This is a genomic window from Spongiactinospora gelatinilytica (genome assembly GCF_003236385.1).
GTDB classification, from domain to species: Bacteria; Actinomycetota; Actinomycetes; order Streptosporangiales; family Streptosporangiaceae; genus Spongiactinospora; species Spongiactinospora gelatinilytica.
In genome coordinates, this window is sequence record NZ_POUA01000028.1 from 1 (window position 1) to 24,378 (window position 24,378).

The 24,378-nt window shown below is 69.2% G+C and carries 29 protein-coding genes; 3 read left to right on the forward strand and 26 right to left on the reverse strand.

The window, feature by feature from the left end:
- Positions 1-10 precede the first annotated feature (10 nt).
- From C1I98_RS06005 to C1I98_RS06025, 5 genes are all read right to left on the reverse strand, one after another.
- Positions 11-919: an aminoglycoside phosphotransferase family protein gene (locus C1I98_RS06005; protein WP_158557931.1), complete on the reverse strand. Its 909-nt coding sequence runs from the start codon at positions 917-919 to the stop codon at positions 11-13.
- A 541-nt stretch (positions 920-1,460) separates the two neighbouring features.
- A complete protein-coding gene (locus tag C1I98_RS06010; RefSeq protein WP_111166071.1) occupies positions 1,461-1,745 on the reverse strand; it encodes a hypothetical protein in 285 nt (94 codons plus the stop codon).
- On the reverse strand, positions 1,726-2,070 hold the full coding sequence (locus tag C1I98_RS06015; protein WP_111166072.1) for a hypothetical protein: 345 nt from the start codon (positions 2,068-2,070) through the stop codon (positions 1,726-1,728). The genes C1I98_RS06010 and C1I98_RS06015 overlap by 20 nt, the downstream gene beginning before the upstream one ends.
- A complete protein-coding gene (locus tag C1I98_RS06020; RefSeq protein WP_111166073.1) occupies positions 2,070-2,273 on the reverse strand; it encodes an SAM-dependent methyltransferase in 204 nt (67 codons plus the stop codon). The genes C1I98_RS06015 and C1I98_RS06020 overlap by 1 nt, the downstream gene beginning before the upstream one ends.
- 275 nt (positions 2,274-2,548) lie before the next feature.
- Complete coding sequence (locus tag C1I98_RS06025) at positions 2,549-2,761, reverse strand: hypothetical protein (RefSeq protein WP_111166074.1); 213 nt, start codon at positions 2,759-2,761, stop codon at positions 2,549-2,551.
- 156 nt (positions 2,762-2,917) lie between these two features.
- Between C1I98_RS06025 and C1I98_RS06030 the strand changes: the two genes are divergently transcribed.
- Positions 2,918-3,328: a GntR family transcriptional regulator gene (locus tag C1I98_RS06030; protein WP_111166075.1), complete on the forward strand. Its 411-nt coding sequence runs from the start codon at positions 2,918-2,920 to the stop codon at positions 3,326-3,328.
- A gap of 3 nt (positions 3,329-3,331) precedes the next feature.
- On the opposite strand, the gene C1I98_RS06035 is transcribed toward C1I98_RS06030, so the two are convergent.
- The 4 genes from C1I98_RS06035 to C1I98_RS41210 all read right to left on the reverse strand — a co-directional run bounded on the left by C1I98_RS06035 (position 3,332) and on the right by C1I98_RS41210 (position 6,261).
- Positions 3,332-3,565, reverse strand: a complete 234-nt coding sequence (locus tag C1I98_RS06035) for a hypothetical protein (RefSeq protein WP_111166076.1) — start codon at positions 3,563-3,565, stop codon at positions 3,332-3,334.
- Positions 3,566-3,660: 95 nt separating this feature from the next.
- Positions 3,661-4,854, reverse strand: a complete 1,194-nt coding sequence (locus C1I98_RS06040; RefSeq protein ID WP_111166077.1) for a helix-turn-helix domain-containing protein — start codon at positions 4,852-4,854, stop codon at positions 3,661-3,663.
- Positions 4,855-4,987: 133 nt separating this feature from the next.
- Positions 4,988-6,091 (reverse strand): methyltransferase domain-containing protein, encoded by a 1,104-nt coding sequence (locus C1I98_RS06045; protein WP_158557932.1) that lies wholly within the window; start codon positions 6,089-6,091, stop codon positions 4,988-4,990.
- A gap of 23 nt (positions 6,092-6,114) precedes the next feature.
- On the reverse strand, positions 6,115-6,261 hold the full coding sequence (locus C1I98_RS41210) for a hypothetical protein (RefSeq protein WP_158557933.1): 147 nt from the start codon (positions 6,259-6,261) through the stop codon (positions 6,115-6,117).
- 134 nt (positions 6,262-6,395) lie between these two features.
- On the opposite strand from C1I98_RS41210, the gene C1I98_RS06050 reads away from it, so the two are divergent.
- Positions 6,396-6,587 carry a transposase gene (locus C1I98_RS06050; protein WP_111166079.1) on the forward strand — a complete coding sequence of 64 codons (192 nt, stop codon included), beginning with the start codon at positions 6,396-6,398 and terminating at the stop codon, positions 6,585-6,587.
- 90 nt (positions 6,588-6,677) lie between these two features.
- Here C1I98_RS06050 and C1I98_RS06055 read toward each other — a convergent pair whose 3' ends face one another.
- The 3 genes from C1I98_RS06055 to C1I98_RS06065 are packed head-to-tail and all read right to left on the reverse strand — an operon-like array spanning position 6,678 to position 7,924.
- Positions 6,678-6,899, reverse strand: a complete 222-nt coding sequence (locus tag C1I98_RS06055) for a hypothetical protein (RefSeq protein WP_111166080.1) — start codon at positions 6,897-6,899, stop codon at positions 6,678-6,680.
- On the reverse strand, positions 6,896-7,585 hold the full coding sequence (locus C1I98_RS06060; RefSeq protein ID WP_111166081.1) for a peptidoglycan recognition protein family protein: 690 nt from the start codon (positions 7,583-7,585) through the stop codon (positions 6,896-6,898). The genes C1I98_RS06055 and C1I98_RS06060 overlap by 4 nt, the downstream gene beginning before the upstream one ends.
- A 9-nt stretch (positions 7,586-7,594) precedes the next feature.
- The gene (locus C1I98_RS06065) at positions 7,595-7,924 is read right to left on the reverse strand and encodes a hypothetical protein (RefSeq protein ID WP_111166082.1); all 330 of its coding nucleotides are present in this window, start codon (positions 7,922-7,924) and stop codon (positions 7,595-7,597) included.
- Positions 7,925-8,249: 325 nt separating this feature from the next.
- Between C1I98_RS06065 and C1I98_RS42635 the strand changes: the two genes are divergently transcribed.
- A complete protein-coding gene (locus C1I98_RS42635; RefSeq protein WP_199536751.1) occupies positions 8,250-9,197 on the forward strand; it encodes a PH domain-containing protein in 948 nt (315 codons plus the stop codon).
- On the opposite strand, the gene C1I98_RS06075 is transcribed toward C1I98_RS42635, so the two are convergent.
- From C1I98_RS06075 to C1I98_RS06140, 14 genes are all read right to left on the reverse strand, one after another.
- Positions 9,198-9,509: a hypothetical protein gene (locus C1I98_RS06075; RefSeq protein ID WP_111166083.1), complete on the reverse strand. Its 312-nt coding sequence runs from the start codon at positions 9,507-9,509 to the stop codon at positions 9,198-9,200.
- Between the two features lie 244 nt (positions 9,510-9,753).
- The gene (locus tag C1I98_RS06080) at positions 9,754-9,954 is read right to left on the reverse strand and encodes a hypothetical protein (RefSeq protein WP_111166084.1); all 201 of its coding nucleotides are present in this window, start codon (positions 9,952-9,954) and stop codon (positions 9,754-9,756) included.
- Entirely contained in the window at positions 9,954-10,496 is a 543-nt protein-coding gene (locus C1I98_RS06085) for a hypothetical protein (RefSeq protein ID WP_146607305.1), read from the reverse strand. The genes C1I98_RS06080 and C1I98_RS06085 overlap by 1 nt, the downstream gene beginning before the upstream one ends.
- Complete coding sequence (locus C1I98_RS06090; RefSeq protein ID WP_111166086.1) at positions 10,496-13,519, reverse strand: fibronectin type III domain-containing protein; 3,024 nt, start codon at positions 13,517-13,519, stop codon at positions 10,496-10,498. The genes C1I98_RS06085 and C1I98_RS06090 overlap by 1 nt, the downstream gene beginning before the upstream one ends.
- A gap of 2 nt (positions 13,520-13,521) precedes the next feature.
- On the reverse strand, positions 13,522-14,688 hold the full coding sequence (locus C1I98_RS06095; protein WP_111166087.1) for a hypothetical protein: 1,167 nt from the start codon (positions 14,686-14,688) through the stop codon (positions 13,522-13,524).
- Positions 14,685-19,274: a hypothetical protein gene (locus C1I98_RS06100; RefSeq protein ID WP_111166088.1), complete on the reverse strand. Its 4,590-nt coding sequence runs from the start codon at positions 19,272-19,274 to the stop codon at positions 14,685-14,687. The genes C1I98_RS06095 and C1I98_RS06100 overlap by 4 nt, the downstream gene beginning before the upstream one ends.
- On the reverse strand, positions 19,228-19,464 hold the full coding sequence (locus C1I98_RS44915; protein WP_111166113.1) for a phage tail assembly protein T: 237 nt from the start codon (positions 19,462-19,464) through the stop codon (positions 19,228-19,230). The genes C1I98_RS06100 and C1I98_RS44915 overlap by 47 nt, the downstream gene beginning before the upstream one ends.
- Positions 19,446-19,904, reverse strand: coding sequence for a hypothetical protein (locus C1I98_RS43620; RefSeq protein WP_233507237.1), 459 nt, complete (start codon positions 19,902-19,904; stop codon positions 19,446-19,448). Before C1I98_RS43620 ends, C1I98_RS44915 begins: the two co-directional genes overlap by 19 nt.
- 17 nt (positions 19,905-19,921) lie before the next feature.
- The gene (locus C1I98_RS06115; RefSeq protein ID WP_111166089.1) at positions 19,922-20,410 is read right to left on the reverse strand and encodes a phage tail tube protein; all 489 of its coding nucleotides are present in this window, start codon (positions 20,408-20,410) and stop codon (positions 19,922-19,924) included.
- A gap of 241 nt (positions 20,411-20,651) precedes the next feature.
- Positions 20,652-21,146, reverse strand: a complete 495-nt coding sequence (locus tag C1I98_RS06120; RefSeq protein ID WP_233507239.1) for a hypothetical protein — start codon at positions 21,144-21,146, stop codon at positions 20,652-20,654.
- Positions 21,147-21,177: 31 nt separating this feature from the next.
- On the reverse strand, positions 21,178-21,627 hold the full coding sequence (locus C1I98_RS06125) for an HK97 gp10 family phage protein (RefSeq protein WP_111166091.1): 450 nt from the start codon (positions 21,625-21,627) through the stop codon (positions 21,178-21,180).
- Positions 21,627-22,121, reverse strand: a complete 495-nt coding sequence (locus C1I98_RS06130; protein ID WP_111166092.1) for a hypothetical protein — start codon at positions 22,119-22,121, stop codon at positions 21,627-21,629. Before C1I98_RS06130 ends, C1I98_RS06125 begins: the two co-directional genes overlap by 1 nt.
- A 100-nt stretch (positions 22,122-22,221) precedes the next feature.
- Entirely contained in the window at positions 22,222-23,043 is an 822-nt protein-coding gene (locus C1I98_RS06135; protein ID WP_111166093.1) for a hypothetical protein, read from the reverse strand.
- Entirely contained in the window at positions 23,040-24,377 is a 1,338-nt protein-coding gene (locus C1I98_RS06140; protein ID WP_111166094.1) for a hypothetical protein, read from the reverse strand. The genes C1I98_RS06135 and C1I98_RS06140 overlap by 4 nt, the downstream gene beginning before the upstream one ends.
- Position 24,378: the final 1 nt, after the last annotated feature.

The window sequence follows — 24,378 nt, forward strand, 5'->3', positions numbered from 1 at the left end:
CTTCAGGGGGTTATAGGAGGGGCGCGAACCGGTGGTGCAGCCAGCTCCGGCCCTCCTGGGCAGCGGCCGACCGCGTATTGCGTGTCTCGTCCGGGCCGTACCTCGCCGCGTGGAGGTTGTGCAGTGTCCAGGTGGCGATCAGCGCGGTGACCTGATCAGGTGGCGCGTCGTCCCATGTGAACACGCCCATGAGCAGCATCTCGGCCTGCTGCGGGGAGTGCCCGGCCTGGATCAGCCGGAGCGCGAACATCACCGGCTCGATAAAGGCGGCACCCCGGGCGATACGAGACCAGTCCAGGACATAGACCTGCTCGCCATCCTCGCCGTCCGCGAACAAGAGCTTGCTGCGGCGCAGGTCACCATGCAGCAGCATGTCGCCGCAGTCCAGGGCGGCGGGCTTGAGGCCACGTCCGAAGTCCAGGGCGGCGTCATAAAGCTCCCAGTCCGGCAGCTCGGGGTCGTTCAGCATCACCTGGCTACTGAGCAGCAGGCGGTAGATGCTCTCCGACACCGGCGGGATGCTGCGATCGTTGTAGGGGGACATGTCCTCAGCGAGCACGTTCAAGGTTTCGGTCACTGCGGGGATGTCCGGAGAGCCGGGGGTCAGGTCCGGGTGGCGGCCGTCGATGTACTCGAAGATCATCGTCGCCCACCCGTGGTCGTTACTCGACCACACCAGGGAAGGAGTCGGCACCGGCGGCGACGGGATGACTGCCGCGGCCCACTGTTCCCGGACGGCCGACAACGCCGCTGGTTCGAGGGCAGGGCATGCCTTCAGGTAGTAGCAGCCGTACTTGGTGTGCAACAGCGCGGCTGTCCAGGGCGCCCCTGTTGGAAGGGGGATGGCGGTGTGTACGCGCCCGAGATCGGTTTGCGCGTCCTCACGAAGCCTTCGAGGCAGGTCCTGCCAGGTGGTCACTCGGTCGCTCCATGCGGATGAGGGGTGAGGGGGTGGTGCGTGGCCCCGGGCACGGCCGAGGATGTCGTGCCCGAGACCACGCGGCGGGTGCTGGCCGGCCGCAGAGGTGCCGCCTTGTGGGTGACCGTCCTCCGACACCGGATCGGGAAGGGCGGCCGGCCAGAGCCAGGGGTGGGTGCGGCCGGGCGGGGGACCTCTACCCGGCCCGGCCGCACCCTGGCAAGGGCATGGGGTCGCCCGTTCCCCATGCCCGCGCGGCGAAGTGGCGTGGGCTCGCCGCGCTCCTGGAATGCCGGGGTGGCCCGGGCGGGCCGGGGATTTCCCCGGCCCGCCCGGGGGTGCGTACCGGCTGGACCGGAGACGGCCGGTACACGACGCGGCGTTGGACGCCGCAGGGAGGACACCTGTTCTGTCCCGGCCGCCGCGCGCATGTGGGGGAATGTGGGCGGGCCGGGACTACCGGCTCCGGCCCGCCCACCGGGGGCCCTGCGATCCCCCGTGGTACGGCGCGGCAGCGACCGCGCCGTGCTGCCGCGCCTGCTCATGGCGTGGTCACCCACGCGTCCCCGGTCACGATCGTGGTCACGCCATCCTTACGGTGGGCGGTGACCAGCGTCTCGCCGTAGTCGTAGCCGACGCCGACACGTACCAGATGCGCCAGCCGTACCTGCCCCCGGCCCTCTGCGCGGGTGGCGAGGGCGTCCAGCATGGCCTTCTCCGCAGCGTCCACGTCGTCGGTCACGCCGCTCGCGCCGGACTCGACCTCCCAGACCACGACCGGAGGAACGGCGGAGCAGATGGGAGGGTCAAAGAGGAGCTGCGGCATGCCGCACCTCCACAAGGGTGGGTGGGCCGGGGTTCAGCAGCGCGTAGTCGGCGGCCAGCCCTTCGGCCGCGCCGGCCACGGTGCCGCGGTGAACGTAAAACGGGACATCGGGCCGGAGGTGGCGCGGGCTGTGCCACCAGATCCCGTCGTCCTGGACGACGGCGACCAGGCCGTGACACACGGGCACCAGCACCCTCTGGTAATCCACGATCAGGGTGACGTCGCGCACCCCTAGGTCGGTGAGCGCCGCGACGAGCTGCTTGGCGGTCGTGATGACCTTCTCGGATGGCGTGCGCGCCTGGTAAGCGGGCATGAACGGGTCCATCAGCCACGCTCCAGCGGGCCGTAGGCGTTCAGATCGGCGATGCCGCCGAGAAAGATGGCGTTGCCGACGTCTTCGGCCGGAATGTCCGGGTCCTGGGCGATGCTCGCGTCGCCTATGGCCCGATCGGCAGGAAGGTTGTCCTTCCCGCCGAGCAAGTAGTCATAAATGCGGGCGACGTTCGGCTGGCTCATATCGAGCGTCATAAGATGCTCCGTCCACAGGGCGGTGGGGCGGGATGAGAGGCGCGGGCGGATGATGATCCGGGGTGTGGGTCACCCGCCCGCGCGGCGCGGGGGCTACCTACCTCCCGCGCGGCGCGGCACGGCCCAGGGCGATCCGCGGGACCGCCGCGCAGCAGGGGTGGCGTGGGCGGCGCGGGCAGGGAGCACTCCTCGTACCCGCCCGCGCCAGGCGGGCCCCGGCTGGCCCGCCGTACGGTACGGCGGCGCCCATGCCCGCGCCACGCCGCCGTACCCGATCATGGGGTGTCCTCCCATGCGTCCCCGGCGACAGTGACGGTCTCGCCGCCCGCCCGGTGCGCGGTGATGAGGGTGGTGCCGTATCGGTAGTCGCCGATGCTTCCGCGAGGCGCGGGCACGAGCCGCGCGTACCGGACACGCCCGCGGCCCTCCGGATGGGAGCCGAGGGCTTCGAGCATCGCTTTCTCGGCTGCGGCGAGGGAGTCGTTCACACCCCCTCCTCCGCACTCACCCGCCTCCACATCCCATACCAGGAGGAGGTCATCGTCGTGAGGAAGCGTGATCACGGACTGCCCTCCTCGCTCGGGCATCGTATTGGCCCATTGGCCAATACGGGAAGCAGCCAAAGGACATGATGCGATCATGGAGTGCCGATCGACCCCGCATCCTACGCGCCGGCCTACCGCCAGATCGCCGATGACCTGCGCGAGCGGATAACGTCTCACGCTCTACGTCCGGGCGAGCGACTGCCCGCTGAGGATCGACTTGCGAGCGAGTGGGGCGTCGGCAAGGACACCGTGCGAGACGCCCTACAGGTCCTGCGGGGCGAGGGCCTGATCCGCACAGTCCGGGGCCAGGGCTCGTATATCCGCGAGCCCGTGCAGCCGGACGTGGAGCGAATAGAGGGCCCGGCGCGTCTCCGAGTGCGGATGCCGACGCCAGAAGAGCGGCGGCAATTCCGCATGGACGAGGGCGTGCCGGTGATCGTGCTCGATCGCAACGGAGCCGTCCAGGTATTCCCAGCCGACCGGGTGGAGATTGAGATCCCGTCGCATTGAGGGTCATGTGATCTCTCCGGTGGATTCCTGCTCAGTGAGCAGCCTGTCGAGCTCCCTGGAGGTCTCCGCGTCCACGCGCATGTCCGGCTCTCGTGTCCCGTGCCAGCCTGTGGGCCGGCAGCGGTCATCGAGACCCCGCCAGATCCGCCACTTCGGGTGGCGGGTCTGGAGCTGGCCGAGTTCGTCGTCTTCTTCGGCCGGCCAGCCGTGGAGGCTGTCCGTGTTCCGGAAGCTCATGCAGGGGACTGTACGCCCGCAGGTGGATCAGGAACACGGACAGCGCGTCAGCTCTCGGTAGCGTTCAGTAGCGTGACCTGGACATGCTGTCCGGGTCACATCACCGGATCGAACGCCTGGACGACATTCCGCAGGGGGCCGGTGATTCGGCTCTTTCGTTCGGCCAAGTCCAGCGCCAGGCTCTTCGCGAATCCTTGATGACGGAACCACTCTGGACTCAGGCTCTGCGCCCGCGCCGTCACCTCCACCGCGTCATCGACCCGCCGCCGCTCCAGGAGAGAGCGACCGACGTTGAGCAGGTGACGGCCGTGCTGGACCGTGAAGAGACACCCACTGTCCACGGTGCGGGCGGCCTTGAGGGCGGCCTCTGGTCGGCCCAGCGCGGTCATGATGTGCGCCTGCTGTACCGCCACGTGCGAAGGTCCGAACGACACCCAGTAGTCGTGCCGGTCCTCCCCTGCGCGGGCGGCACCGGCCGCCGCGGTCCGCAGATAGTCCAGCGCCCGGTCCGCGTCTCCGCGTCCCCCGGCGGCCACGGCCGCATGCAGGATCAGGCCACCCCACGCGGTGATCTGCTGCGGTTCTGCCCGGGAGATCGCGATCTCGATCTTGTCGGCCTGCGCGGCGGCGAGGTGCTCCGCTTCGGTCAGGCGTCCCTGGTGCAGCAGCACCCATGAGTAGGTGCCGTACATGGTGGCCGCCCGCCACTCGTCATCACCATGGCGCGCGGCGTAGATCGCGCGCTCTGCGGCGATGGCCGCGGCATCGTCGCGGCCGGTGTGGACCAGGAGGCATGCGGCGAGCTGCCAAGCGTGCGCCAGAGGGCCCGCGGCGGCGACCAGGTCGGTGGCCTGGAGCTGACGGCAGCGGGCGACAAGATCGGGGAGATCGGCAGCGAGCACCCCGAACTCGCCCGCGAAATATGCGCCATAACAGCGCTCGACGAGCCGCCACAGCTCCTCGGACGTGGGCGGCTCTCCGTCGTGCGTCGGTGAGAACTCCGGGAGGAGATCGGGGGCGATGACCAGGTCCCGCACGGTAAGGACCGTACCGCCGGGCGTGGGGTTGAGGCGGCTGCCCTTCCCGGCGATCATGCCCGGGTCCACGTCGAGCGCCCGCGCCAGCTTCGCCATGCTGGCCCAGCTCATGCTTTCGCGTACGTCGCGCTCCAGTTTCCCGATCAGGTCGGTCGAGACTCCGGCGGCCTCGGCGAGCTCCGCCTGTGTCAGGCCCCGTGCGTTGCGGAGGGATCGGAGACGTTGTCCGATGGTCGTGCTAGCGTCGTTCATGGCCCTGCCCTTCCTGATGGCTTCGACATCCTCAGGCTACGGCGCAGGGCCCCCGCCGTACCAGGGATCGTGGAGGTCGGCAGCCGCCTCGCAGGCGCGCGCCTGCGATCACGAAGCCGCCGACGATGAACCCCTACCCGATCACCTGCTGTGGCGTGTCCAGCCACACCTGCTGCCCGTCCGGGCTGACCGTCATCCCGAACCGATCACGCCGCGGCTCGCCCCAGTCCACCCACCGGAAGTAGGCATCCACCGCCTCGTCCCACACCGGGCGGTCCCCGAGCTGGTACACCGGGAACTCCTCCGCGCCGGCCTTGTAGGTGACGGCCGCCCACTGACTCGGCGTCTCGGTATCGACCACCCACAGCCGATACCCATCGTCGTCGTCCTCGACGAAAGCACGCAGGCCGGTGATCGCCGCTATGGCCAGGTCCGCGCCGGGCGGGGCGTTGCCGATGGTTCGTGGGTCGATCCTGGTGGTCCTCCGCTGGCCGGTGCCGTCGTCTTTGTGCCAGCCGGGCATGCGCTGGGAGCGCATGAGCATGTAGGAGGCGAAGCCGGGGAACCGGCCATGCGCGATGCCGTCCGGGAGAACGACGAGCCGCAGGGTGTGGTTGGTGCCGAATTCCGGGCACCACGGCAGGACAATCACCCCGCCCGGCCGGGTCTGCTCGACCCAGGCGTACGGCACCTGGCGGATGCCGCAGGTGACATGCACCCGATCGAACGGCGCGCGATCCGGTGCGCCCTTGGTGCCGTCTCCGACGACCAGGTGCGGCGTGTGGCCGGCGGCGGACAGGTTCTTCGCGGCCTGCTCGGCCACCGCCGCGTCCACCTCGATGCTGGTGACGTTCTGCTCACCGACGAGGTGGGACAGCAGGGCGGCGGTCCACCCGGTGCCCGTGCCTATCTCCAGCACCCGGTGCCCAAGTTCCAGCTCGAGCCGCTGGAGAAGGTCGGCGACGGTGCTGGGTGCCGAAGCCGATGAGGTGTAGTCGCCCGACAGGCTTTTCAGGTCGGTGGTGCCGTCGTCGAGCTGGGTGACGATGCTGGTGTCGGAGTAGACGGCGTCCCACCACCCGTCCGGGTCGGTGTCGCGGTCGATCAGATGGGGGCGCGGTCGTGAGACGAGCCCGACCGGCGGAATGAACTGGTCTCGTGGCACGGCACGGACCGCGGCTTTGACGCGGTCGCCGATATCTCCTTCCGGGTCGAGGCTCGCGATCAGGTGCTCCATGCGTTGACCGGTCCTGGCGTCGCTCATTTCTTACCGTCGCCGCCCTTCCCATGCTTTCCGGTGCCCGTGCGGTTCTCGTCGTCGTTGCTTCCGGTCCCTCCCGATTTCGGGTCAAGGGGCTCGTCTTTCGGGCTGTCCGGGTCCTCATGCGCGCCGTACTGGGGGTTCATCTCGAGGACCTCCTCGCCTAGGTTTGTTGCCTAGCGTGACAGTACGGCTACGCCGTAAGCCCGACAATGGCTTTCGCGTAACGACCCCTGCACCTGTGAGGAACGATGTCATGCGGGCCTCGTATCCTGTCCGCATGGGGCGCTGGATCAGCCATGACGGCCACGAGGTCGAGGCAATCGTGCTCGACTCGCGGCCGATGCTGCGTGTCCAGCGCTGGTACGGCGACGTCCGCTACCTGATCGCCTACTGCACCAGCGTGCAGGAGGTGGCCAAGATCGTGGATTTGGCGACCCTCACCGAAGTCGATGCCGCCCCCGCGCCATAGCGAAAGACGGCCCCGGTCCTCGAAAGGACCGGGGCCGAAGCCGCACGCCGGTGGCGCACTCGATCGGGGCGATCGAATTCTGACGTCAGGCTACCCCTGCGGCGTCTCCGTCCGCAGCCACGACGGCAGCAGCCGCTGAACCGCCGATAGCGCCATCACCCGGGCGAATCCACCCGCCACGGCCAGCGACGCCGCCACCCACGGCAGCGCCTCAGGGATGCCGGCCGCGCCGACGATCGCCGGCAACGCCACGGCGATACCCACGGCGGTCTGTACGGCGGTGCGGATGGCCCGCTTGTTCGCGTCGCTCATGACTTCCTCTCCACCAGTTCGCGGACGAGTGCGGTCAGCTCGCCCACCTGCCGCTCCAGGTTGCGGATCCGCTCGTTGCTGTTGAGCAGCAAGCTCTTGGCCTGCCACTCCGGGTTCTCCTTCGTGCCGAACGGCACTGGGATCTCGTAGGTCCACACGTCCTTCGCGCTCACGTCGTCATCCGCCTCCTTGGGTGATCTGCTGAACGTGCCGGTCTTGACCAGGCGGTACAGCCGGTCGCCGGGGCACGAGGTGCCAAAAAAATCGCGGTGGCCGCGCACGGCCGCGCCGAGGCCCTTGCTCATCAGCCAGGCCCGGAGCTGGCGGACGGCGTCGATCTGCTCGGGCGTCGGGTCCTCGTTCGGGCCGCTCATCAGGGTGACCGAGTACCAGTCGCGGTTGCCCGCTGTGGTGCCTTGCGCCGCCTGGTAGCGGCCCAGGCCACGGCCCTCCAGGATGTAGCCGTGCGGACAGGCCCCCCACGAGTAGCCAAGATCGCTCCAGCCGCGAGACGGGCCCATGTGAAACGCCCTGGTCTTCCGCCAGTACGCCAGGCAGGCGGAATGCGGCTTCCGGGCCAGGCCCTGATCGCTGCCGTCGTAGTGGATGGCGAGTCCGCGGCTTGGGCTGGCATGGTCGGCGGCGGACGGCGGCCAGCCGAGCGCTGCGCGCGTGACGAGCTTCATCTCGACCTCCTACAAGTCGCTGACCTTGCCGAGGCTGGCAAGATCACGCGCGGGCTTCTTGGTCAGGCTCCAGTCGGTCAGTTCGCCGGTCTGGGCATCGACGACCATGGTCAGAACGGTGCCGGTGGGTGCCTTCGCATTGGGGGGTCGGGGGGCCATGTCGGCGGTGAAGTTGCCGATGGCCTGGACCACGTACGCGGCCTGGTCGGTGGTCAGCCGGGCGCCCGGCTGCGCGGCCTTCCTCGTGCTCTTCACCACCCGCATGGCGGGCTTCTGCTCGGCGTTGCCCTTTCCGAGCTGCGCGATGAAGGCGAGGAAGTTCGCCTTCAGATCGCTCATGCTCGGCGCCACAGGGGCGGCCTTCGCGGCGGCCATGGGGCCGCTGCCGCATAGGTAGCGACCAGTGCTCGGTGCCGTCGCCGCCTACGTTGGGCTGGCTGGCCATGGTGTAGACGCCGGCGGTGGCCCCGGTCGCGTAGGAGGTGCCGACGGTCCACAGGCTCGCGCCGTTGTATCGGTACCGCAGGTCGATGGACTTGCCGTGGTCCTCCACCTGGGGGTCGGTCGTCTCGGCGCCGACCTGGACGTAGATGCCGCCGTTCGCGCTCTGGTCCGACAGGCCCACCGTGGTGCCGGCGAGGCGGATCCGCCCTCGATGAAGTAGATGGGATCGTCGTCGGTCCACATCCAGATCTCGTTCGTCGCGAAATCGCCGACCGGGTCGGCGACGTGCAGACATTCGGTCCAGATGCCCAGGCCGACCGCGTTGATCTGCGGCGCGTTGATCGCGGTGTGCGCGAGCGCGTGGCAGTGGCTGCTGCCATTGCAGTCGGGATCGGCGCTGGCGGTTCCTGGAACGGTCAGTGCCGCCGCCAGCAGGGCCGCACCGATGACGGCACGTGACTTCTTCAAATCGTCTCCCTGTATCTCGCGTGGGCAGGCCGGGAAGCCGTTTCGGGGCGGCCACGGCACAATCGAGGCGCGGAAAGTCATTTCGGCCTGTCGCGGCGGGGCGCGAGCGGCGATGCTTGGAACGTCCTACGAACCTTCACCAGGAGTCGCCGTGAGCTATTCGCAGCCGCCGCACGCCATGCCCGAGCAGGTCATCTGGGAGGGTGTTTCAGCCTCGCTCACGTCGGCCGCAACCGGCGGCCGGGTGGCACCGCGCTACCGACTGACGACGCACCACCTGTACTTCGAGCGGGGCCTGCTCAAGACCGACGCCCAGCAGGTCCCGATTCACGAGATCGTGGACATCGACGTCAAGCAGTCGCTCACGCAGAAGGCGCGCGGCGTCGGAGATGTGATCGTGCATGTCCAGCGGCCGACCGGCCCCGAAAAGGTCACCCTGGAATCCGTCCACGATCCGCGGGCGGTACAGCAGGCGATCAACGCCGCGGCTCACCAGGCCCGGTTACGCGAGCAGCATGCCGCGAGGTACCCGATGCCCGTGCAGATGGTGCACACCAGTCAGCAGCCTCCTGCCGGCGGTCCGGGCATCGATGGGGATCTGGTGACCCAACTCGAACGCCTCGGCGCACTGGTCAAGTCGGGGATTCTCACGCGCGAGGAGTTCGATGCGAAGAAGGCAGAGATTTTGCGACGCCTGTGACTACTTGATGCCGAGCGCCAGGAGCAGCGCAGCGGCGACGATGGCGACGATGAGCGACAGGCCGGCGGAGATGAGCGCGGCCACGACCATGCGCCGGTCGGCCGTCTTCCGGTCACGCTCGGCCTTGAGCTCGTCTCGAAGCTGGGCGATGTCCTCCTGCATGGCGGACCGGTGCGCCTCATACAGGTCTCGGGTGACGAGGATATGAATCGTCGTACTCAGCTCCGAGAAGCGCCGCTGGGTGTCCTCCACGAAACGGTTCAGTGTCCGGGCGACCTCGCCGATCGTCGGCTCTTCGGCAGGCATCGTCACGCGGCCTCCTTGCGTCGGGTGTCCGCATGCGGACACGGGGGTGGGGTGAACCGGGGCACCGGTCGGCGCGTCTCAGAGGCGTGAGGAACAACGAACCGCCCGTACGTGTCCAGCAGGTTGGCAGGAGCGTGACAAAACCGGCCTGGACGCCCGGTCAGATCCTGGCCGTAGTGCTGTCGTGTGGACTGCTGTGGCCCTGGGTGTGGCTACGGCGCCGGCGGGGGACGACGATCACGCGGCACCGTTAGGACTCGACGCTCCCCGAGACGACGGTCGGCGCGGTGTCGCCGCGCTTCAGCCGCTCCACCTCGGCACGAAGCCCGGCGTTCTCTTCGCGCAGTTCTTCGATCTTGGCCATCGCGGCGGCGGCCTCATCGAGTGCGGTGTTGCGCTGATTGGTGACTCTGGTCAGGACGCGGCCGAGGTCCACACTGTTGTCGTCCATCAGACCTCCCGCCCTAGCACGGTGGACAAGGCCATCCGCTTCTCCCCCATCCGTTTGCGATCTGGTCGATACGTGGCCTTCAGCGCTTCCAGGCGCTGATACGGATCCACTTCGGTTTCGGAGGAGACATCGGCGTCGAGGGTGCGCGCGAGCACACGCATACCAGGCTTGGGCCACGCGATGCGGACATGGTCGGCCTCGACCAAGGCGATTCGCTTCAGGTGTGCCTCACGGGCCTGCGCCGTGCTCTCGGCATTGTCGAGGGTCACTGGCCGCCCTCCGCGGAGCAGGTCACGCGCCGCCCCTGAGCTCGTCATCATCTTCGCGGGGATCTCCAGTTGAAGGATCGCCACCCGCAGCAACTCGTCAATGTCGTCAGGATCGAGCCCATATTCGACGGCAAGATTCTCGAAAGTGATGCTCGGCAGCATGTAGCAGTGATCCGGGGCGTCCGGCATGGCCGGATCTCGCGTCCGGATCGTCCACATTTGCACACCTCCGTGTTCGGATACGTACGCGTCAACAACACGTCGTTCGATCATTATTGCTTCCATGTGAAGAATTGAATCTCGTATGTCACACCGGGCACGCCCTCCGTGGTACTGAAACTGAAGCCGCCGTTGCCGCGGCCTGACAGAGTCACACCATGTGGGCCGCCGACATTGAACATCGTGGCTACTACGATCGCGTCACCGCCAGTAAATGTGAACCCGTAGCCGATGCTGCCTGTTGTGCCTGCCGGGAACTGGACGCTGCCGCGTGTGAAAGCACCACCCGATCCAGGCGCGCCGAGCTTGCCGAAAAAGTCGAGCCATCCAGCGTCCACGATCTTTATGCCAAAATCGATGTTGGAGCTTCCTGCCGGGCCAAGGGCTAGAGCCACTTGAACGCCGTCCATGGTGAGCGCGCCTTTTCGGTTGGCCCCGCCTGGCGCGGATCCGATCTGCATGGTGTTGGCCGACGCCACGTACGAGGTCCAGTAGTGGTAGTCAAAACTGTTCTCGTAGAGCCGGATTTCGGGATCGGCACCAAACGTTGGATTGATCACGAGGCGCTTCGAGCTGCTATTGACCGTGCTCGTCAGCCGACCGACCATGTCCAAGTCTCCGCTGTTCGCGGAAAGGCTGAACGTCTGTGATCCGCCCGAGTTATAGCCGCGGATCCCGTTCAGGTCGATCTCGATCCGGCTGCCCGACGTCTGGGAGCGCAGGAGGAAACTACCCGAGGCGGAAATGTTTACCAGCTCGGCGTTGCCCGCCGAGTACATCCGAATGCCCGCCGCGTCCATCTCAGCGCGGGCGGATGGCGCCACCCCGGAGCGAAGAAAGAACGACCCTGAGGGCGACAACGAAACAAGCTGCGTGCTGCCACTGAAAATCCGCAGGCCGTTGGCGATATCCAGCTCCACCCTTGTCCCGGACGTAGCCGAGCGAAGTGCAAAGGAACCGCCGGCAAGCAGGGAGACCACCTCGGTCGTGCCACTGAAGATGCGCAGTCCCGATGCGTCGAGCTGGACTCGCGACCCGGACGCCGCCGAGCGCAAGGTGAAGGTTCCAGTGTTCGAGAGGGTCACCAGCTCGGCGCCGCCCGCGTTATAGCCGTGCAGGCCCGTCGCGTTGAGTTCGACTCGCTGCCCGCTCGCCGCGGTGCCGATGTTCGCGCCGAGGATCCAGTTCGAGCTGACCGTGCCCGCCGTGACCTTGGATACGCTTAGGTCGCTGATGTGCGCGTTGTCGATCAGCAGCGCCGTCACCGATGCCGCGTTCGAGGCGGGCGACCGGTTGCCGCTTCGGTCCACCGCGATGACCTTGACATGCCGGAGCGTCGTGTCCGGCTCGGGCACCGTGCCGACGGCGGCGATTTCAGCCTGGATCATCCCGGCGTTCGCCGCGACCTTGCCTCGCAGCGTCGTGGCATCCGGCGCGAAGCCAGAGGAAGAACCGACGTGGACCTCTAGGTGGTCGAGGTCGAGTTCAAGGTTGAACGTGCCGCCGCTGACCTTGCCGAGGGTGTGCGTGATCTGGATGGCGATCAGGCTCGCGGCGACGACCGGCGGCGCGGGCGTGCTCGGCGGGATCGTGTCGGCTTCGGCCAGCGCCGATTCCGTGACCGACCAGGCGCCGGCGTTGGCCGAGGTGTCCACCGCGCGGATGCGGAAGTCGTAGACCACACCCGGCGACAGATCGCCGATGACGGCCTGGAGCTCGCCCCACGGTGCGTAGGCGGTCTCCCACTCGGTCGCCGGGCTCACGCCGTACGCGATCTCGTAGTGGTGGCCGTCCAGGATCGTGCTGCCGTCGGCGTTGAGCGGCAGGTCCCACACCAGAAGCATGCTCGCCCGCGTGTTGCCCTCGGCGTCCATGTAAACCGCCGACTGGAACGGCAGCACCCAGGGCACAGCGCCCGGGATCGTGCTGTCCGGGATCGGCCGCGGTCCGACGGGCTCGAAGCCCGTGCTCGTGAGAGAGCGCCCCAGCTCGCCCACCCCGACTGCCGTCGAACCCGTCTCCCACCGCACGTAGTCGGTGAGGTCGAGCCAGGTCCCGGACTGGTGCCGGTAGGCGACCGTCATGCCCTCGACGACCGGCCAGCTCGCCTCCACACTGCGCAGTGCGATCGGATTGATCCGCTGGCCGCGGAAGGTCACCTCGTTGTCGAGGTCATACAAGCCCGCGTCGGGGTCGTAGACGTACACCATGTCGCCCGGCCGGAAACTGCCACGGATCTCGAAGTCCTCGGTGGACAACCTGAGCGCGTTGCGGGTGCCGACGAAGCGGTTGAGCTGGAGCTGGGCGCGGGCCTGCGCGTTGCCGGTGACCGTGCCGGACTCGGACACGAGTCGTGTGCGCTTGACGGGCTGGCCGCGCAGGTCGAGGTACGGGTTCGAGGCGATGTTCGCCGCGCCGGTGGCGGTGGCGGCCCCCTCGCCCTCGGCGAGCAGCACGACCCGCGTCGTGAAGTCCTCCACGTCCCGGCTGAGCTCCATTTCACCCGGCAGGCCGGTCAGGGCCAGGTCCCGGCCCTCGGCACCCTTGCGGACGATCACGCATGTCGGCGTCGCGGCGTAGAGCTGCGCCTGGGTGCCCGCGTCGAGCGTGCCGTTGCCGTTGACCCGATACTCCGCGCCGAAGGTCGAGCAGACGTAGGCGAGCGCCTTGCGGCGAGACTCCCACTGGTGCCGGCCGGTGTAGGTGCCGGGGACGCTGTGCAGGGTGCCCTCGACGACCGCTGTGCCGGAGCCGAGGATCGCGCGGATGCTGTTCGCGAAGGTCTGGCCGTTGATCGACAAGGGCGACTCGAAGATCTCGCCTTTGTCGTCGCCGTCGCCCAGCCAGAGCTCCATGCCCTGGCCGGCGATGGCCGTGCGGTCCTCCTCGTCGTCGCGCTTGGTGAGTACGCCGACGTAGCGGGCCATGGTAAGGAGCTGGTCGCCGTACTGCGCGGGCGCCACGCGGCCGGGAACGATCGCGACGTGGCCGAAGTACAGGAGAGCGTCGAGGGTCTCGCGCGGGCAGCCGTCGAGCTGGAGCGACCACGAGCCGAGCCCCTGGATGACCTCGTTCACGCTCATCTACGTACCGCCGCTGTGGTTTCGGGCAGCGCGCCGATGTACTGGTCACGCAGGTGCGCCGCCTGATCGCCGGACACCGCGCTCCCCCCTCCCGCCACCACGCCCAGCCAGCAGTCCAGGACCGTCGTGCTGGTCTTCGTCAGGCCGCCGGCAGCGTGCGGGTCGAAGTTCCGCGCCGATCCGGCGATGGCCCGGTTCCCGTCCGCGTCGTCCGTCGGGCGGACCACATACGACGTGCTGTCGGTCATCGTCTCTGCGCTGGCCAGGTAGACGCTGATCGTTCCGCTGTCTCCACGCTGCACGTAGACCTCAACGGTGCGAGACCCCCTGCGCACCGTGAGGTCTACGGCGACCCGGCCGGGCGCGCGCGACTCGGTGAGCCGCAGCGTCGCCGCCTCCGGGTCGTTTCGGAGGATCGTCACCGACTCCCATGAGGTGATCGGCCCCGATCCGATGTCGATGTTCCAGACCTTCGGCTTCCAGCCGCCGGTGTAGCTCCCGACCTCCATCGACCCGGCGGTGTAGCTGCGCCTGGCCCTGACGAGCCCGTTGGACAGCTCCCACTGATCCACGTCCACCGCGGCCGTCAGCCCTGTCAGCTCGCGCGGCGGGTACCCCGTCCGGAGCCGGACCCGGCCGCGCAGGTAGTCGCCGACCGCACAACCCCACCGCGGCGACACCCCGGCGGGCACCTGCCGGTAGACGGTGATCGGCCCGTCCTCCCCGGTTCGGACCATCGTGCTCGCCGTCGTCGAGCCGGTGTAGTAGCCGTACGCGCCGATGGCGGGCGCGTGCCAGCGCTCGCCGCTCAGCGAGAAGTCGTTCGCTCGGACGGCGCCGGTGAGCCTGCTCTCCAGGTCGATCACGTTGTCTGGCCCGTGGCGCACGAGCGACAGCGACCAGTCCGCCCAGCCGGAGTACCCGGCGAAGTCGGTCAGGTTCGAGGAACTGGACGTCACGGTGTAGTAACCGTTGCGCTCGTCCTTCTGGCCGAAGAGGACGGCGACCAGCGCACCGCGCTGGCCCAGCACCGCCTCATGCCGGGCCAGCACCTCCCCGCGCGTGATGATCGGCCATGCCTCCCGGCCGGACAGGGTCATCGCCGCCTCGCCGGTCTCGTCCACGGTGTGCGGCTCGGTCAGCGTGACGCGGCCGACGATCACATCTGCTCCCGGTCGAGGTTGCGCAGAACCTCGCGGATCTGTAGGCCGAGCCTGCGCGCCCCGGCGTCGTCACTGCGGAGATCGACGACTCCTTCCACGTTCACGGTGAGGATGACGTTCTCGATGACGTTCCCCCCTCCCCGTCCGCCGCCCGCCGCCACGGGCGCTGCGACGGCCCCGGCGAGCATCTCGGCGGGTGCCGCGGTGGCCATGGTTCCGATGACGCCGATCGTCGCGGCGGCGGCCATGCGGTCGGCCGCCGCGGTGACCATGCCGAGCGCGCCGTCCATGCCGGCGACGAGGCCGGCGGGCAGCATCTTCCCGATCTCCGCGAACAGCTTCGACGGCGATCGGATTCCCAACGCGTCTTTGACCCATTGCGGCATAATCGAGGAAAAGAAATTGTAGATGGCGTTCTTAAACCATTCCCACATACTGACCAAGCCGTTCCACAATCCATTGATGAGGTCACGGCCCGCATTGAATAGGGTTCCGCCGAGATTGCCAAGAGCTCCGGCGATCTGGCCCGGAAGATTTCGAAAGAAATTAAGCACGGTATTGATGCCGTCCGACACGGCGCGCCGGATCGCCTCCCACGCCTGGCCGAGGGCACCGGTCACGCGGTCCCATGCCTCATTCCATCGATCCCGGATCGTGGACATGATGTTGGAGATAATCGTCCGCACGGCTTCGATGGCGTTGCCGACCAGCGTCCGGATGATCTCCCAGTTGCGCGCCACGCGCCCGGTGATTGCCTCCCAGGTGCGGCTCCACCAGTCCGAGATCGCTGTGACCACTCGGACGATCACGTCTTTGATGCCGTTGACAATACCGGTCACCCATTGGAGGGCTTTGTCGAACCACGCCTTTATCGCGTTGATCATGTCGGGGATGATCGAATGCCCGACGAGGACGTCATAAAGCCACTTGAACGCACCGACCACCAGATTAACGACCCACTTCACGACCGTCGCAATAGCCTCAATGGCGGGAACAAGAATCGCGACAAGGAAATCGGCGAGCGTCGCCACAAGGCCGATAAGCGGCGGCAGAATGATATTGATGATCTGGATGAGCGGATCCAGGAGAGGCAGGATCGCGGCGATCAGGTCGGCGAATGACTTGACGAGCGGCATCACAGCGTTGAGCAGGCCACCGAAAAGCTTGGCGATCGTCTCGATCAGTGGTGACAGTGCCGTCGCCAGATCGACGATCACGGGCAGAATCGCCTGGATGAGCGGCATGAACGCCTGAACCAGGTCCATCACGATCTGGATCAGCGGCGTCACGGCGGGCAGCAGCCCGACGATCGCCTCGACGACCTTGATGATCAGCGGTGCGAGGGCGGTCAGGGCGTCGGTCAGGCTCTGCCCGAGCGTGGTCACGACATCGACGATCACCGGCAGTAGTGGCGTCAAGGCGTCGAGAAGTTGCCCGACCGCCTGGACGAGGATCTGTCCGATCTGCCCTGCGACCTTGGCCACCAGGTCGATCACCGGGGTCAAGATCGGCAGAAGCTGGGCGATCGCCTCTGTGACCCTCAGAATGAACGGCGCGATCGTCTCAAGGGCCATGCGCAGCAGGTCGCCGACCACCTCTGCCAGGCGCCCGATCGACGGCAGCAGTGGAACGATCGCCTTGAGCAGGGTGGACAGGACCGTGAGCACGGTGGTCCCGATCACCGCTGCGATCTTGATCAGGATCGGAAGGAGCGGCATCGCCGCAGTGACGAGCCCGGCGACCACGTTGGCGAGCTGGGTGAGTACCGGAGCCGCGGCGACCGCGACGGACAGTAGCGAGGCTCCCATCGTGGCCGCGAGGTCCGAGATCAGCGGGACAAGCGGCTGCACCGCGCCCAGAAGTGTGCTGATCGCGCCGATCAACGCGTCCCCCAGGATGCTCGCCACCTGGCCGACCACCGGCAGCAGAGGCGACATCGCCTGGAGGACCTCGCGCAGGATGTCGCTGAGCTGGCCAAGGAGCGGGGTGCCGGCCTGGACGATCCCCACCAGGGCGGGAAGGGCCGCCTGGGCGAGCTGGCCCAGCGTCGGCAGAAGTGGGGCAACGGCGGGTAGAAGCGCGCTCAAAAACTGGGCGGCGAGTTGCACTACCTGCCCTATCAGCGGCCCTATCGCGGCTGCGAGCTGGCCGAGTCCATCCACCACAGGCACCAAGGCGGGCGTCAATGTCCGGATCGCGCCGGTGAGCGCCGTGGTGATCACCGCTGCGAGCTGCCCGGCGATCGGCAGAAGCGGGGCCAGCGCGACGAGGACGCCGCTGATCGCCTGCCCGAGCGGCTGGAGGGCAGGGCCAAGTGCGGCGATCCCTGTCGCGAGCCCCGATAGGAGCGCCTGTGCCCCGGGCAGCAGAGCGGCGATCCCCTGGCCGAGCGCGACCACTGCGGGCATGATCGTTTGGATGCCGGAGGCCAGGCTGCCGATCAGGAGTACGGCCACCTCGGCAAGGAGCGGCACGAGTGGAGCGGCGGCTACGGCCACGCTGGTCAAGGCGTTCGCGATCGGGGCCAGCGCCGGGCCGATCGCGCCGATCCCTGCCGCCAAGGCGCTCCCGAGCGCCTGGACGCCAGGGAGAAGTGAGGCGATCGCCCCGCCGAGCTGGGCGAGCACGGGCCCGGCGGCAGATAGGATGCCGCCCAATACCTGCCCGAGCGGGGCTAGCGCCGGCGCGATCGCCCGTGCTCCGGCCGCGATCCCGTCGATCAGCGCGAAAATCCCGGGTGCCAGGGCGGAGATCGCCCCGGCCAGCCCGTTCGCGGCGGCGACGACCACCGGCCCGAACGCCTGCACCGCGGCCACCGCGACCTGCGCGAGCAATAAGACCAGCGGCGCGGCGGCCGACACGATTCCTGCTACCGCCTGTGCCAGCGGCAGCGCCGCCCGTACCGCGATGGCCAGTGCCTCCCCGATCGCGTCCAAAGCCGTGGCTGCGGCGGGCAGGAGAGCGGATACTGCTGGCCTGAGCTGGCCCAATACGTTCCCTACGGCGACGATGAGCGCCTGGAGGTGGGGCAGCAGGGAGGTGACCGCGGCCCCGAGCGTGACCAGCAGGGGTGCAGCCGAGGCCAAGCCGCTGGAGAGCGCGGCTCCCAGCGGGGCCAGGGCAGGGCCGATCATCTGCACCGCGGCCGTCAAGGCGCCGACCAGCGCGAGGACCCCAGGTGCGACGGCGGCCAGCGCGGGGATGAGCCCGGAGATCGCCGAGGTGAGCAGCGGGCCGACCGCGACCGCGAGCTGCGCGACCAGCGGCGCGAGCTGCGCGATTCCGGCTGCGATCAGGATGACGAGCGGGACGAGCGTGGCTCCGATCTGCGCCAGCGCCCGGAACACGGCGACCAGCGCCTCTTGGCCGGCCGTCGAATCGACCCACGCGTGCGCCGCATCGACGAGCTGGCCGAGGACGCCGAGCACGCCGGTCCCCGACGCCTGGACCGCGCGGAGGACACCCACGACGATCCCGCCGAGATCGCCCAGGATCGCGCCGAGCTGACGCAGCACGACCAGCGCGCCGTCCATCCACGCCACGGCCTGCCCGGATGCCGCGATCCGCGACATCCACTCGCCGAACCTCGTGGCCACCTCGGCGATCTCCGGCGCCAGCCCGGACAACCAGACCGCGCCGACCACACCGAGATCGCGCAGCCCGTCCAGCACCGGCCGGATCGCGGGTATCAGGGCGGCGATGGCATCGCGGGTCGCGCGGAAGACGGTCTCGACCGCTCTGAGGGTCTCTGCTGACCGGGCGAACTCCAGCGCGGCCAGTGCCGCCCGGCCGAACTCGGCGGCCACTTCCCCGATGCCGGTGTTCAAGACGTTCAGCAGCGGCAGCAGCGACCACATCTGGCCGACCAGCGGGCCGAAGATCCCGTCCTGGGCCGTGTCCTTCAGCCGCTGGAACGCCGGCGCCATCTGGAACAGCTCGTAGGCGACCTCGGAGGCCGACTGGCTGAGGTCTTTGGTGGCCTCCATGAATTTGAGGTAGTCGCCGCTGATCGCCGCGGCGAAGCCATCAGCGATCCCCGAGAGGCCCAGCTTCAGGGTGCCCAGAGCCGCGCTCCACAGCAGCGCGGCCCCAGGCAGCGCCGCCAGCGCGCCGGCCGCCGGAGCGAGCGCCGCGACCAGACCCGCAACTCCCGTCGTTGCGGCCGACGCCGCAGCCGCCAGCGCGCCGATCGCTATCCCGGCGCTCGCGGCGGCGGCACCGATGCGGGCCGCCGCCGAACCTAATCCCGCGAGCGCGCCCGCGGCGCGGCCCGCGATGGAGCCGAGGCCACCCAGCAGGCCCCCGATGCGCCCGACCTGTGACGCGAGCGAGCCGAGTCGTCCCGCCGCGCCGCCGGCGGCGGAGCCGAGGCCGGCGAACGCCGTCGCCGCCGAGCGGAGGCCAGTGCCGGTGCGCCCGGCCGCACCGCTCAGTACGTCGAAGCCGCCGCCCAGGCCGCGGAGCCGCCGGTCGGTGGCGTCGGCCTGGCGGGCGACACGCTCCAGGCCGCGGGTGGTCTCGTTGACGCCGCGATCGACGTCAGCGATCACCCCCAGCCGGATGAGCAGATTCTTGATCGTCGCCACCGATGTCCTCCCTGGTCAGGCCCCAGTTGGGGAGGAAGTCGGAGAACTTCGGCTTGCGGCCTTTGTCGCCGCTCAGCGCCGAGACGATGTAGAACGCGGTACGCGCTGCGAGGTTGTCGTCACGCTGCTGGCCGAGCGGCCCGGTCAGCCGCTCATAGGCCCTCCACTCCGTCAGCTCGCGTGATGAGATCCGAACGAGGAGCTCGGCGACGGGAAGTCCGAGATGGGCGGCGAGTCGGAAGTAGAACTGCCGTTCTGGCCGCCGTCGGAATTTCCCGCCAGCTCGTCCACGTCCTGATCGGTCATGCCGCTCAGCCTCTGCGCGACCCTGAAGAGCCGCTCCAGTGCACCCGCCGCCTTCGAGCCCAGCTTGAGGACGTCCGCCGCGTTGAACATGGGGCTGCCGTCCTCGTTGATCGCGCACGCCGCGACCAATCTCGCCCGGACGTTCTTCAGGTTCACTTCGCGATTACCACTTCGGCCGCGCTTGAGCGACGCCTCCTCGAAGGCGTCGCGCTCATCGCCCCGAAGACCTCTGATGCGGACCTCGCCGCCCCATTCGGGTACGGCGACGTCCTCATAGGTGATGTCGTGGGCCTGCCAGATCTGGTCCTTGCTGAGTAGAGCCATGGGGGTCTTGCTCCTTCTTACGCTGGGATGACGATGTCTTCGGCGGGCTCGCGCACGATCGCGCAAGCGACCTGAAGGCGCCCGGCCTCTTCCTCGCCGACGTTGACCAACTTGGTGGCGGTCGTGACCCTCACGGGGAACACGTCGCAGAGACGCCCGGCGATGTCGCCGCCGGGCATGCGGACGATAAAGCCCGAGGTGTCGCGCGGGAACAGGGCCCTCGCGTCTACACCGGACGGGTCGAGATAGAACGTGATCGAACTGTCGTCTGCGGTGATCTTGCCGGGGATCCTCGCGACGAACCGCGAGTCACCGTCCGGCGTCTCAATCAGCTCGCCGGTGGTGCTCCATCCCTCGGTCGCCGCGACCTCGCGAGTCAGGTCCGTCCCGGCGTTGATCTCCGCGCGGGTGATCGCCTGAATGTTGGCGACGCTCGGGCAGAAAAGCCACTTAGCTGTACCGGTCGGCCAATAGCGATCGACCGCGGCGATCGGCGTAGCGGGCATTACTCATCCCCCCTGGTGCGCCGACCCCGCGGCGACTTCTCGGTTTCGGGCAAAGAAGAAGCCCCGGCGGCGGCCGGGGCTTGATCGGTCTTCTCAGGTGCGGGTGGATCCGGCGGCAGCTCCTCAGCGAGTCGCCAGCCCGCGCGCTGATGGTGGGACACGGCCTGCCGTGGCACGTGCGCCGACTGGCCCGGCAGGTTCGGGTGGATCATCTCCACGGTTTCCAGCTCCACAGCTCCCCCTAGCTGGCTGCACCGACGACGACGATCTGATAGGTCACCCCGGACCCGGCGCCGGAGTTGGCGACGTGCAGCAGGTCGGCGGTGCTCGCGGTGACCGCGTAGCCGGTGGCGTCCGGGGCGAGCAGCGCGAGGACACCGCCGGGGCGCACGGCGAGGGTGTGCGTGTCGGCGCCGAACGGGCCCACCCAGCCGTTGCTCGCCGCGCCACCGAGCACGACGTTGTTCACGTTTCCGACTGTTGCGGACACGATCAGGGCCTTGACGCGGGCCAGGGTGATCGTCGCGCCGAACGGGTCGGTCAGTGTCCCGGCGAGGTCGATGTCCTCGCTGGCGGACGCGGCGAGGGTCCGCTGATCGGACCAGATGCGGTTCGCCTGGTTGAGGCCGGCGCCGTCGGTCAGGGTGACCTGCCGGCCCACGCTGAGCGGTGCGCTCGCGGTGGTCAGGTCCTGCGCGCTGGTCAGATCGGCCGCGAGCTGCACGAGCGCGCGCACGCTAAGAGCCATGGGTGTCCTCTCTCATCGGTCATCGGAAGCCCGCGCGCCGCGCGACCTCGTCCACGACCTCGGCAACATCGCGGTCAGCCGTCGCGAACCAGGGCCGGGCGCCTCGGACCAAGAACGGCCGCGCCCGGTGCCCGTACCAGCGGCCGTCCTTGTTGCCGAAGAACGGCGCCAGGAAGATGCCGTCTTCGTCGTTGTGCTCGTACGGTCGGGCGTGCGGCGCCTTGTGCCGGTTCACCTCGATGGCCAGGCCCGGGTTTCGCTGGGACAGGCCGATCTTGAGGCGGGTCGCCCGCGGGATCCGGGTGGACCAGGCCGCCCTCAATCGCACGCTGGCCAGGGCCTTGTTGCCGACGGACTTGAGTCGGGGCCGCAGATCCTGGCGGATCTCCGGCGGCATCTTGCCGAGCTGCCTGGCGAACTCGCGGATCTCGGCCGCGCCGTGGGTGTACGTCCGGGTCTTCCTGGCCATCAGAACGGCCTCGTGAACGCCTCGACGTGGACCGTGAATCTGAGGACCGCGGTCGCGCCGTGATCGGTCTGGACCTGGACGAGCTGGTCGGTGCTGATGCGTGTCCGGCCGACGACTCCCCCGAGCGTGCCGTCGGCGGCCAGCTCCGCGGCCAGCGCATTGACCATCTCGTACGTGCGATCCAGCACCGGGAGCGGCTCGTCGTCGTGGCCGTGCCAGCTCGTGGCCAGGCACGTCACGTCGTAGGACTCCCGGTCGGGGGCCGGTGTCGCCTGCCGCTGGGTCCGGGTGCTGGTCACGGCCGCGTCGCCGGGTTCGCCTGTGAAGGCGATCAGGACCATCTCGTCCGAGTCCATCTGGCCGACGTTCGGCTGCCCGAGCACGACCGTCACCGGCACCTCACGGCCCCGGACGACCCGCGGCGGCACGGCCCTTTCGGCGGCGGCCACCAGCGCCCGCAGGCAGGCCGGGACGGTGCTTACGGTCGGCTCCATCGGCCGTGTCCTCCTAGGGGTTCCGGGGTCAAGCTGGGCTTGACCTGGCAGAGGTCAAGCTGGACTTGACCGTCGATCGGCGAACAGGGCGCGGTCGGTATCAGCCGACCAGGAGTCCTTCCTGGGGCCTCCTGTCGAGCCCCAGGAGCTGCCGCACCGAGTAGGGCAGCGCGTAGCTGACACCGGGCACCACCTGCTCGTCGGCCGACAGCGACGGACGCCCGCCACCGCCGTTGAGCTGCGACGTCCGCCACAGGTGCCCAGTGAGCTCCAGCGCGGCCAAGCGGAAGTTCGCCGGAATCGGCGAGCGGCCCGCACGGTAGGTGACCCGCACCTGGCCGCGGGACCGCGTCAGCGTGAGCACCCCGGCCGCCCTGTCAAGGGCCCATCCGGTGGTCCCCGCGGCCGGGTCGGCGGCCGGTACGACGTCGCCGCCGGACAGCTTCACGACGGAGGTCACGGCGATCACCGGGCGCTCCAGGATCACTGTGCAGCCCGAACCCTCCATGCTGAGCGTGACCGGCGCGACATGGCCCATCCGGTCCGTGATCATGCGGCAGGCGGCCGAGACGAACCGCCGGAGCTTCGCGTCGTCGTCCGCGAGCCCGGTCTTCTTCAGGTGCTCTCGCGCGTCACTCAAGCTGACGAAGGTCACGGCCGCGGGCTGGACGTCGAAGACGTCGTCGTACGCAGACCCGTTCGCGCCCGTCGCGGCCCAGTGCACGACGTGCAGCCCGGCCTGGACGGTCGGATAGTCGTGGTCGTAGACGCCGGTCTCGGTCGGCGCGACCGGCCCCACCGTGGTCACGGTCCCGTCCGGCAGGGTGATCGTCAGCGTCACCGCGCTGGCGTTCGCCGGGTTGCCGTCCGCGTCCGTGATCGTGACACGCAGCGGGACGACGTCCCCGAGGTCGTAGCTCACCGCGCCTCCATCCTCGCGCCCACACGCGCCACACCCGCCATCGCCGTTCCACGACGGTCGGCCCCCGCCATGGATCCGCCGGTCGCCGCCGGCCCGGCGACGGCCAGCACATCGAGCCCGATCGCGGCGTCGGCGAGCGTCACGTCCACTGCCGCAGCGAACGCCTCGACGGCCGCCGCGTGCTCCTCCAGCCCGGCAGTGACGAGTACCGCCAGCGCCTCGGCCGCCGTACCGGCGTCGCCGACCACCGTCTTCTCGCCGCGTGCAAGCTGGTCCGCGCCGGCCGCGGTGTCGGCCATGGGCGCCTGCGCGCCGACGGCCAGCCCATCGGCCCCGGCCGCGGTATCGGCGAGGGGCGCGGCCACCGCGGTCAGCAGTGCGTCACCACCGATCGCCGAATCGGCGAGCGGTACGGGCACCGCGACCATCATCGCATCGCCGCACGCCGCGGCGTCGGCGAACGAACTGGTGCCGCTGACGCTCAGGCCATCCGCGCCCATGCCGCTCTCGGCGGCTGCCACCGCGGCGGCGGCCGTCAGCGTCTCGGCCGCCGATGCGGAGTCGGTCGTGCCCGCGGTCGCGGCCACCGCCACGGCGTCCGCGGCGGTGCCGGCATCGGCCCTCGGAACGGTGGCGCCGACGGCCAGGGCGTCGCCAGCCGCCGCCGTGTCGCCCACGGCGACGGGCGTGCTGTCGGAGGTGGTGCCACGCAACGCGCCGAGCCAGGCGGTGCGCCGGTCGCTGCCGGTGCAGGATCCGACCACCGCGCCGGTCGCTCCGGCCGTGGGCCACGAGCGATCGGCCAGACTCCAGATCTGTGCGCCGTCCTGCACCCGCCGCGTGAAGCCGGTCGGCGCCGTCCATTCGCCGCCCGACCAGTTCGTGCTGGCCCATACCAGTCGCCGGTCCGGGCCCACGCTGGTCACCTCGACGGGCGGGCTGGTGGTGATGGCGTCGGTACTCCAGGCGGAATCGGTGGGCGAGTCGAGCAGCAGGCCGGTGGCCGCCACGTCCCGGTACAGGACGGCTTGCGACTCCTGGTAACGCTCCTCGCTCCAGCCGAAGTCGTAGGTGCCGGTGTCGGCGGCGGTGAGCCGCTTGATCCACACGTACAGGCTGTGCGTGCCCGCCCCGTCCGAGATCTGCACCGGCGCGCCCTCGGCCGCGGCGAACCCGGGCAGCATCGAGGGAGCCACCGCCAGAGGCGGCCCGTCCATGAACATGCCGACGACGACCGCCATCCCCGCCTGCGCGCCGGGCGGGACCGGTACCGCTGCCTGAGTCGCGGTGGCGGCGGCGTATCCGCCGACGGCGAGGAACGACGGCTCGGCCACA

What these genes read in the sequence shown, in the direction of transcription:
- C1I98_RS06010 (WP_111166071.1), bottom strand. Translation starts at nt 1,745, where the DNA reads ATGCCGCAGCTCCTCTTTGACCCTCCCATCTGCTCCGCCGTTCCTCCG.
- C1I98_RS06015 (WP_111166072.1), bottom strand. Translation starts at nt 2,070, where the DNA reads ATGGACCCGTTCATGCCCGCTTACCAGGCGCGCACGCCATCCGAGAAG.
- C1I98_RS06020 (WP_111166073.1), bottom strand. Translation starts at nt 2,273, where the DNA reads ATGACGCTCGATATGAGCCAGCCGAACGTCGCCCGCATTTATGACTAC.
- C1I98_RS06035 (WP_111166076.1), bottom strand. Translation starts at nt 3,565, where the DNA reads ATGAGCTTCCGGAACACGGACAGCCTCCACGGCTGGCCGGCCGAAGAA.
- C1I98_RS06040 (WP_111166077.1), bottom strand. Translation starts at nt 4,854, where the DNA reads ATGAACGACGCTAGCACGACCATCGGACAACGTCTCCGATCCCTCCGC.
- C1I98_RS06045 (WP_158557932.1), bottom strand. Translation starts at nt 6,091, where the DNA reads ATGGAGCACCTGATCGCGAGCCTCGACCCGGAAGGAGATATCGGCGAC.
- C1I98_RS41210 (WP_158557933.1), bottom strand. Translation starts at nt 6,261, where the DNA reads ATGAACCCCCAGTACGGCGCGCATGAGGACCCGGACAGCCCGAAAGAC.
- C1I98_RS06050 (WP_111166079.1), top strand. Translation starts at nt 6,396, where the DNA reads ATGGGGCGCTGGATCAGCCATGACGGCCACGAGGTCGAGGCAATCGTG.
- C1I98_RS06055 (WP_111166080.1), bottom strand. Translation starts at nt 6,899, where the DNA reads ATGAGCGACGCGAACAAGCGGGCCATCCGCACCGCCGTACAGACCGCC.
- C1I98_RS06060 (WP_111166081.1), bottom strand. Translation starts at nt 7,585, where the DNA reads ATGAAGCTCGTCACGCGCGCAGCGCTCGGCTGGCCGCCGTCCGCCGCC.
- C1I98_RS06065 (WP_111166082.1), bottom strand. Translation starts at nt 7,924, where the DNA reads ATGAGCGATCTGAAGGCGAACTTCCTCGCCTTCATCGCGCAGCTCGGA.
- C1I98_RS42635 (WP_199536751.1), top strand. Translation starts at nt 8,250, where the DNA reads ATGGGATCGTCGTCGGTCCACATCCAGATCTCGTTCGTCGCGAAATCG.
- C1I98_RS06080 (WP_111166084.1), bottom strand. Translation starts at nt 9,954, where the DNA reads ATGGACGACAACAGTGTGGACCTCGGCCGCGTCCTGACCAGAGTCACC.
- C1I98_RS06085 (WP_146607305.1), bottom strand. Translation starts at nt 10,496, where the DNA reads ATGATCGAACGACGTGTTGTTGACGCGTACGTATCCGAACACGGAGGT.
- C1I98_RS43620 (WP_233507237.1), bottom strand. Translation starts at nt 19,904, where the DNA reads ATGGCTCTACTCAGCAAGGACCAGATCTGGCAGGCCCACGACATCACC.
- C1I98_RS06115 (WP_111166089.1), bottom strand. Translation starts at nt 20,410, where the DNA reads ATGCCCGCTACGCCGATCGCCGCGGTCGATCGCTATTGGCCGACCGGT.
- C1I98_RS06125 (WP_111166091.1), bottom strand. Translation starts at nt 21,627, where the DNA reads ATGGCCAGGAAGACCCGGACGTACACCCACGGCGCGGCCGAGATCCGC.
- C1I98_RS06130 (WP_111166092.1), bottom strand. Translation starts at nt 22,121, where the DNA reads ATGGAGCCGACCGTAAGCACCGTCCCGGCCTGCCTGCGGGCGCTGGTG.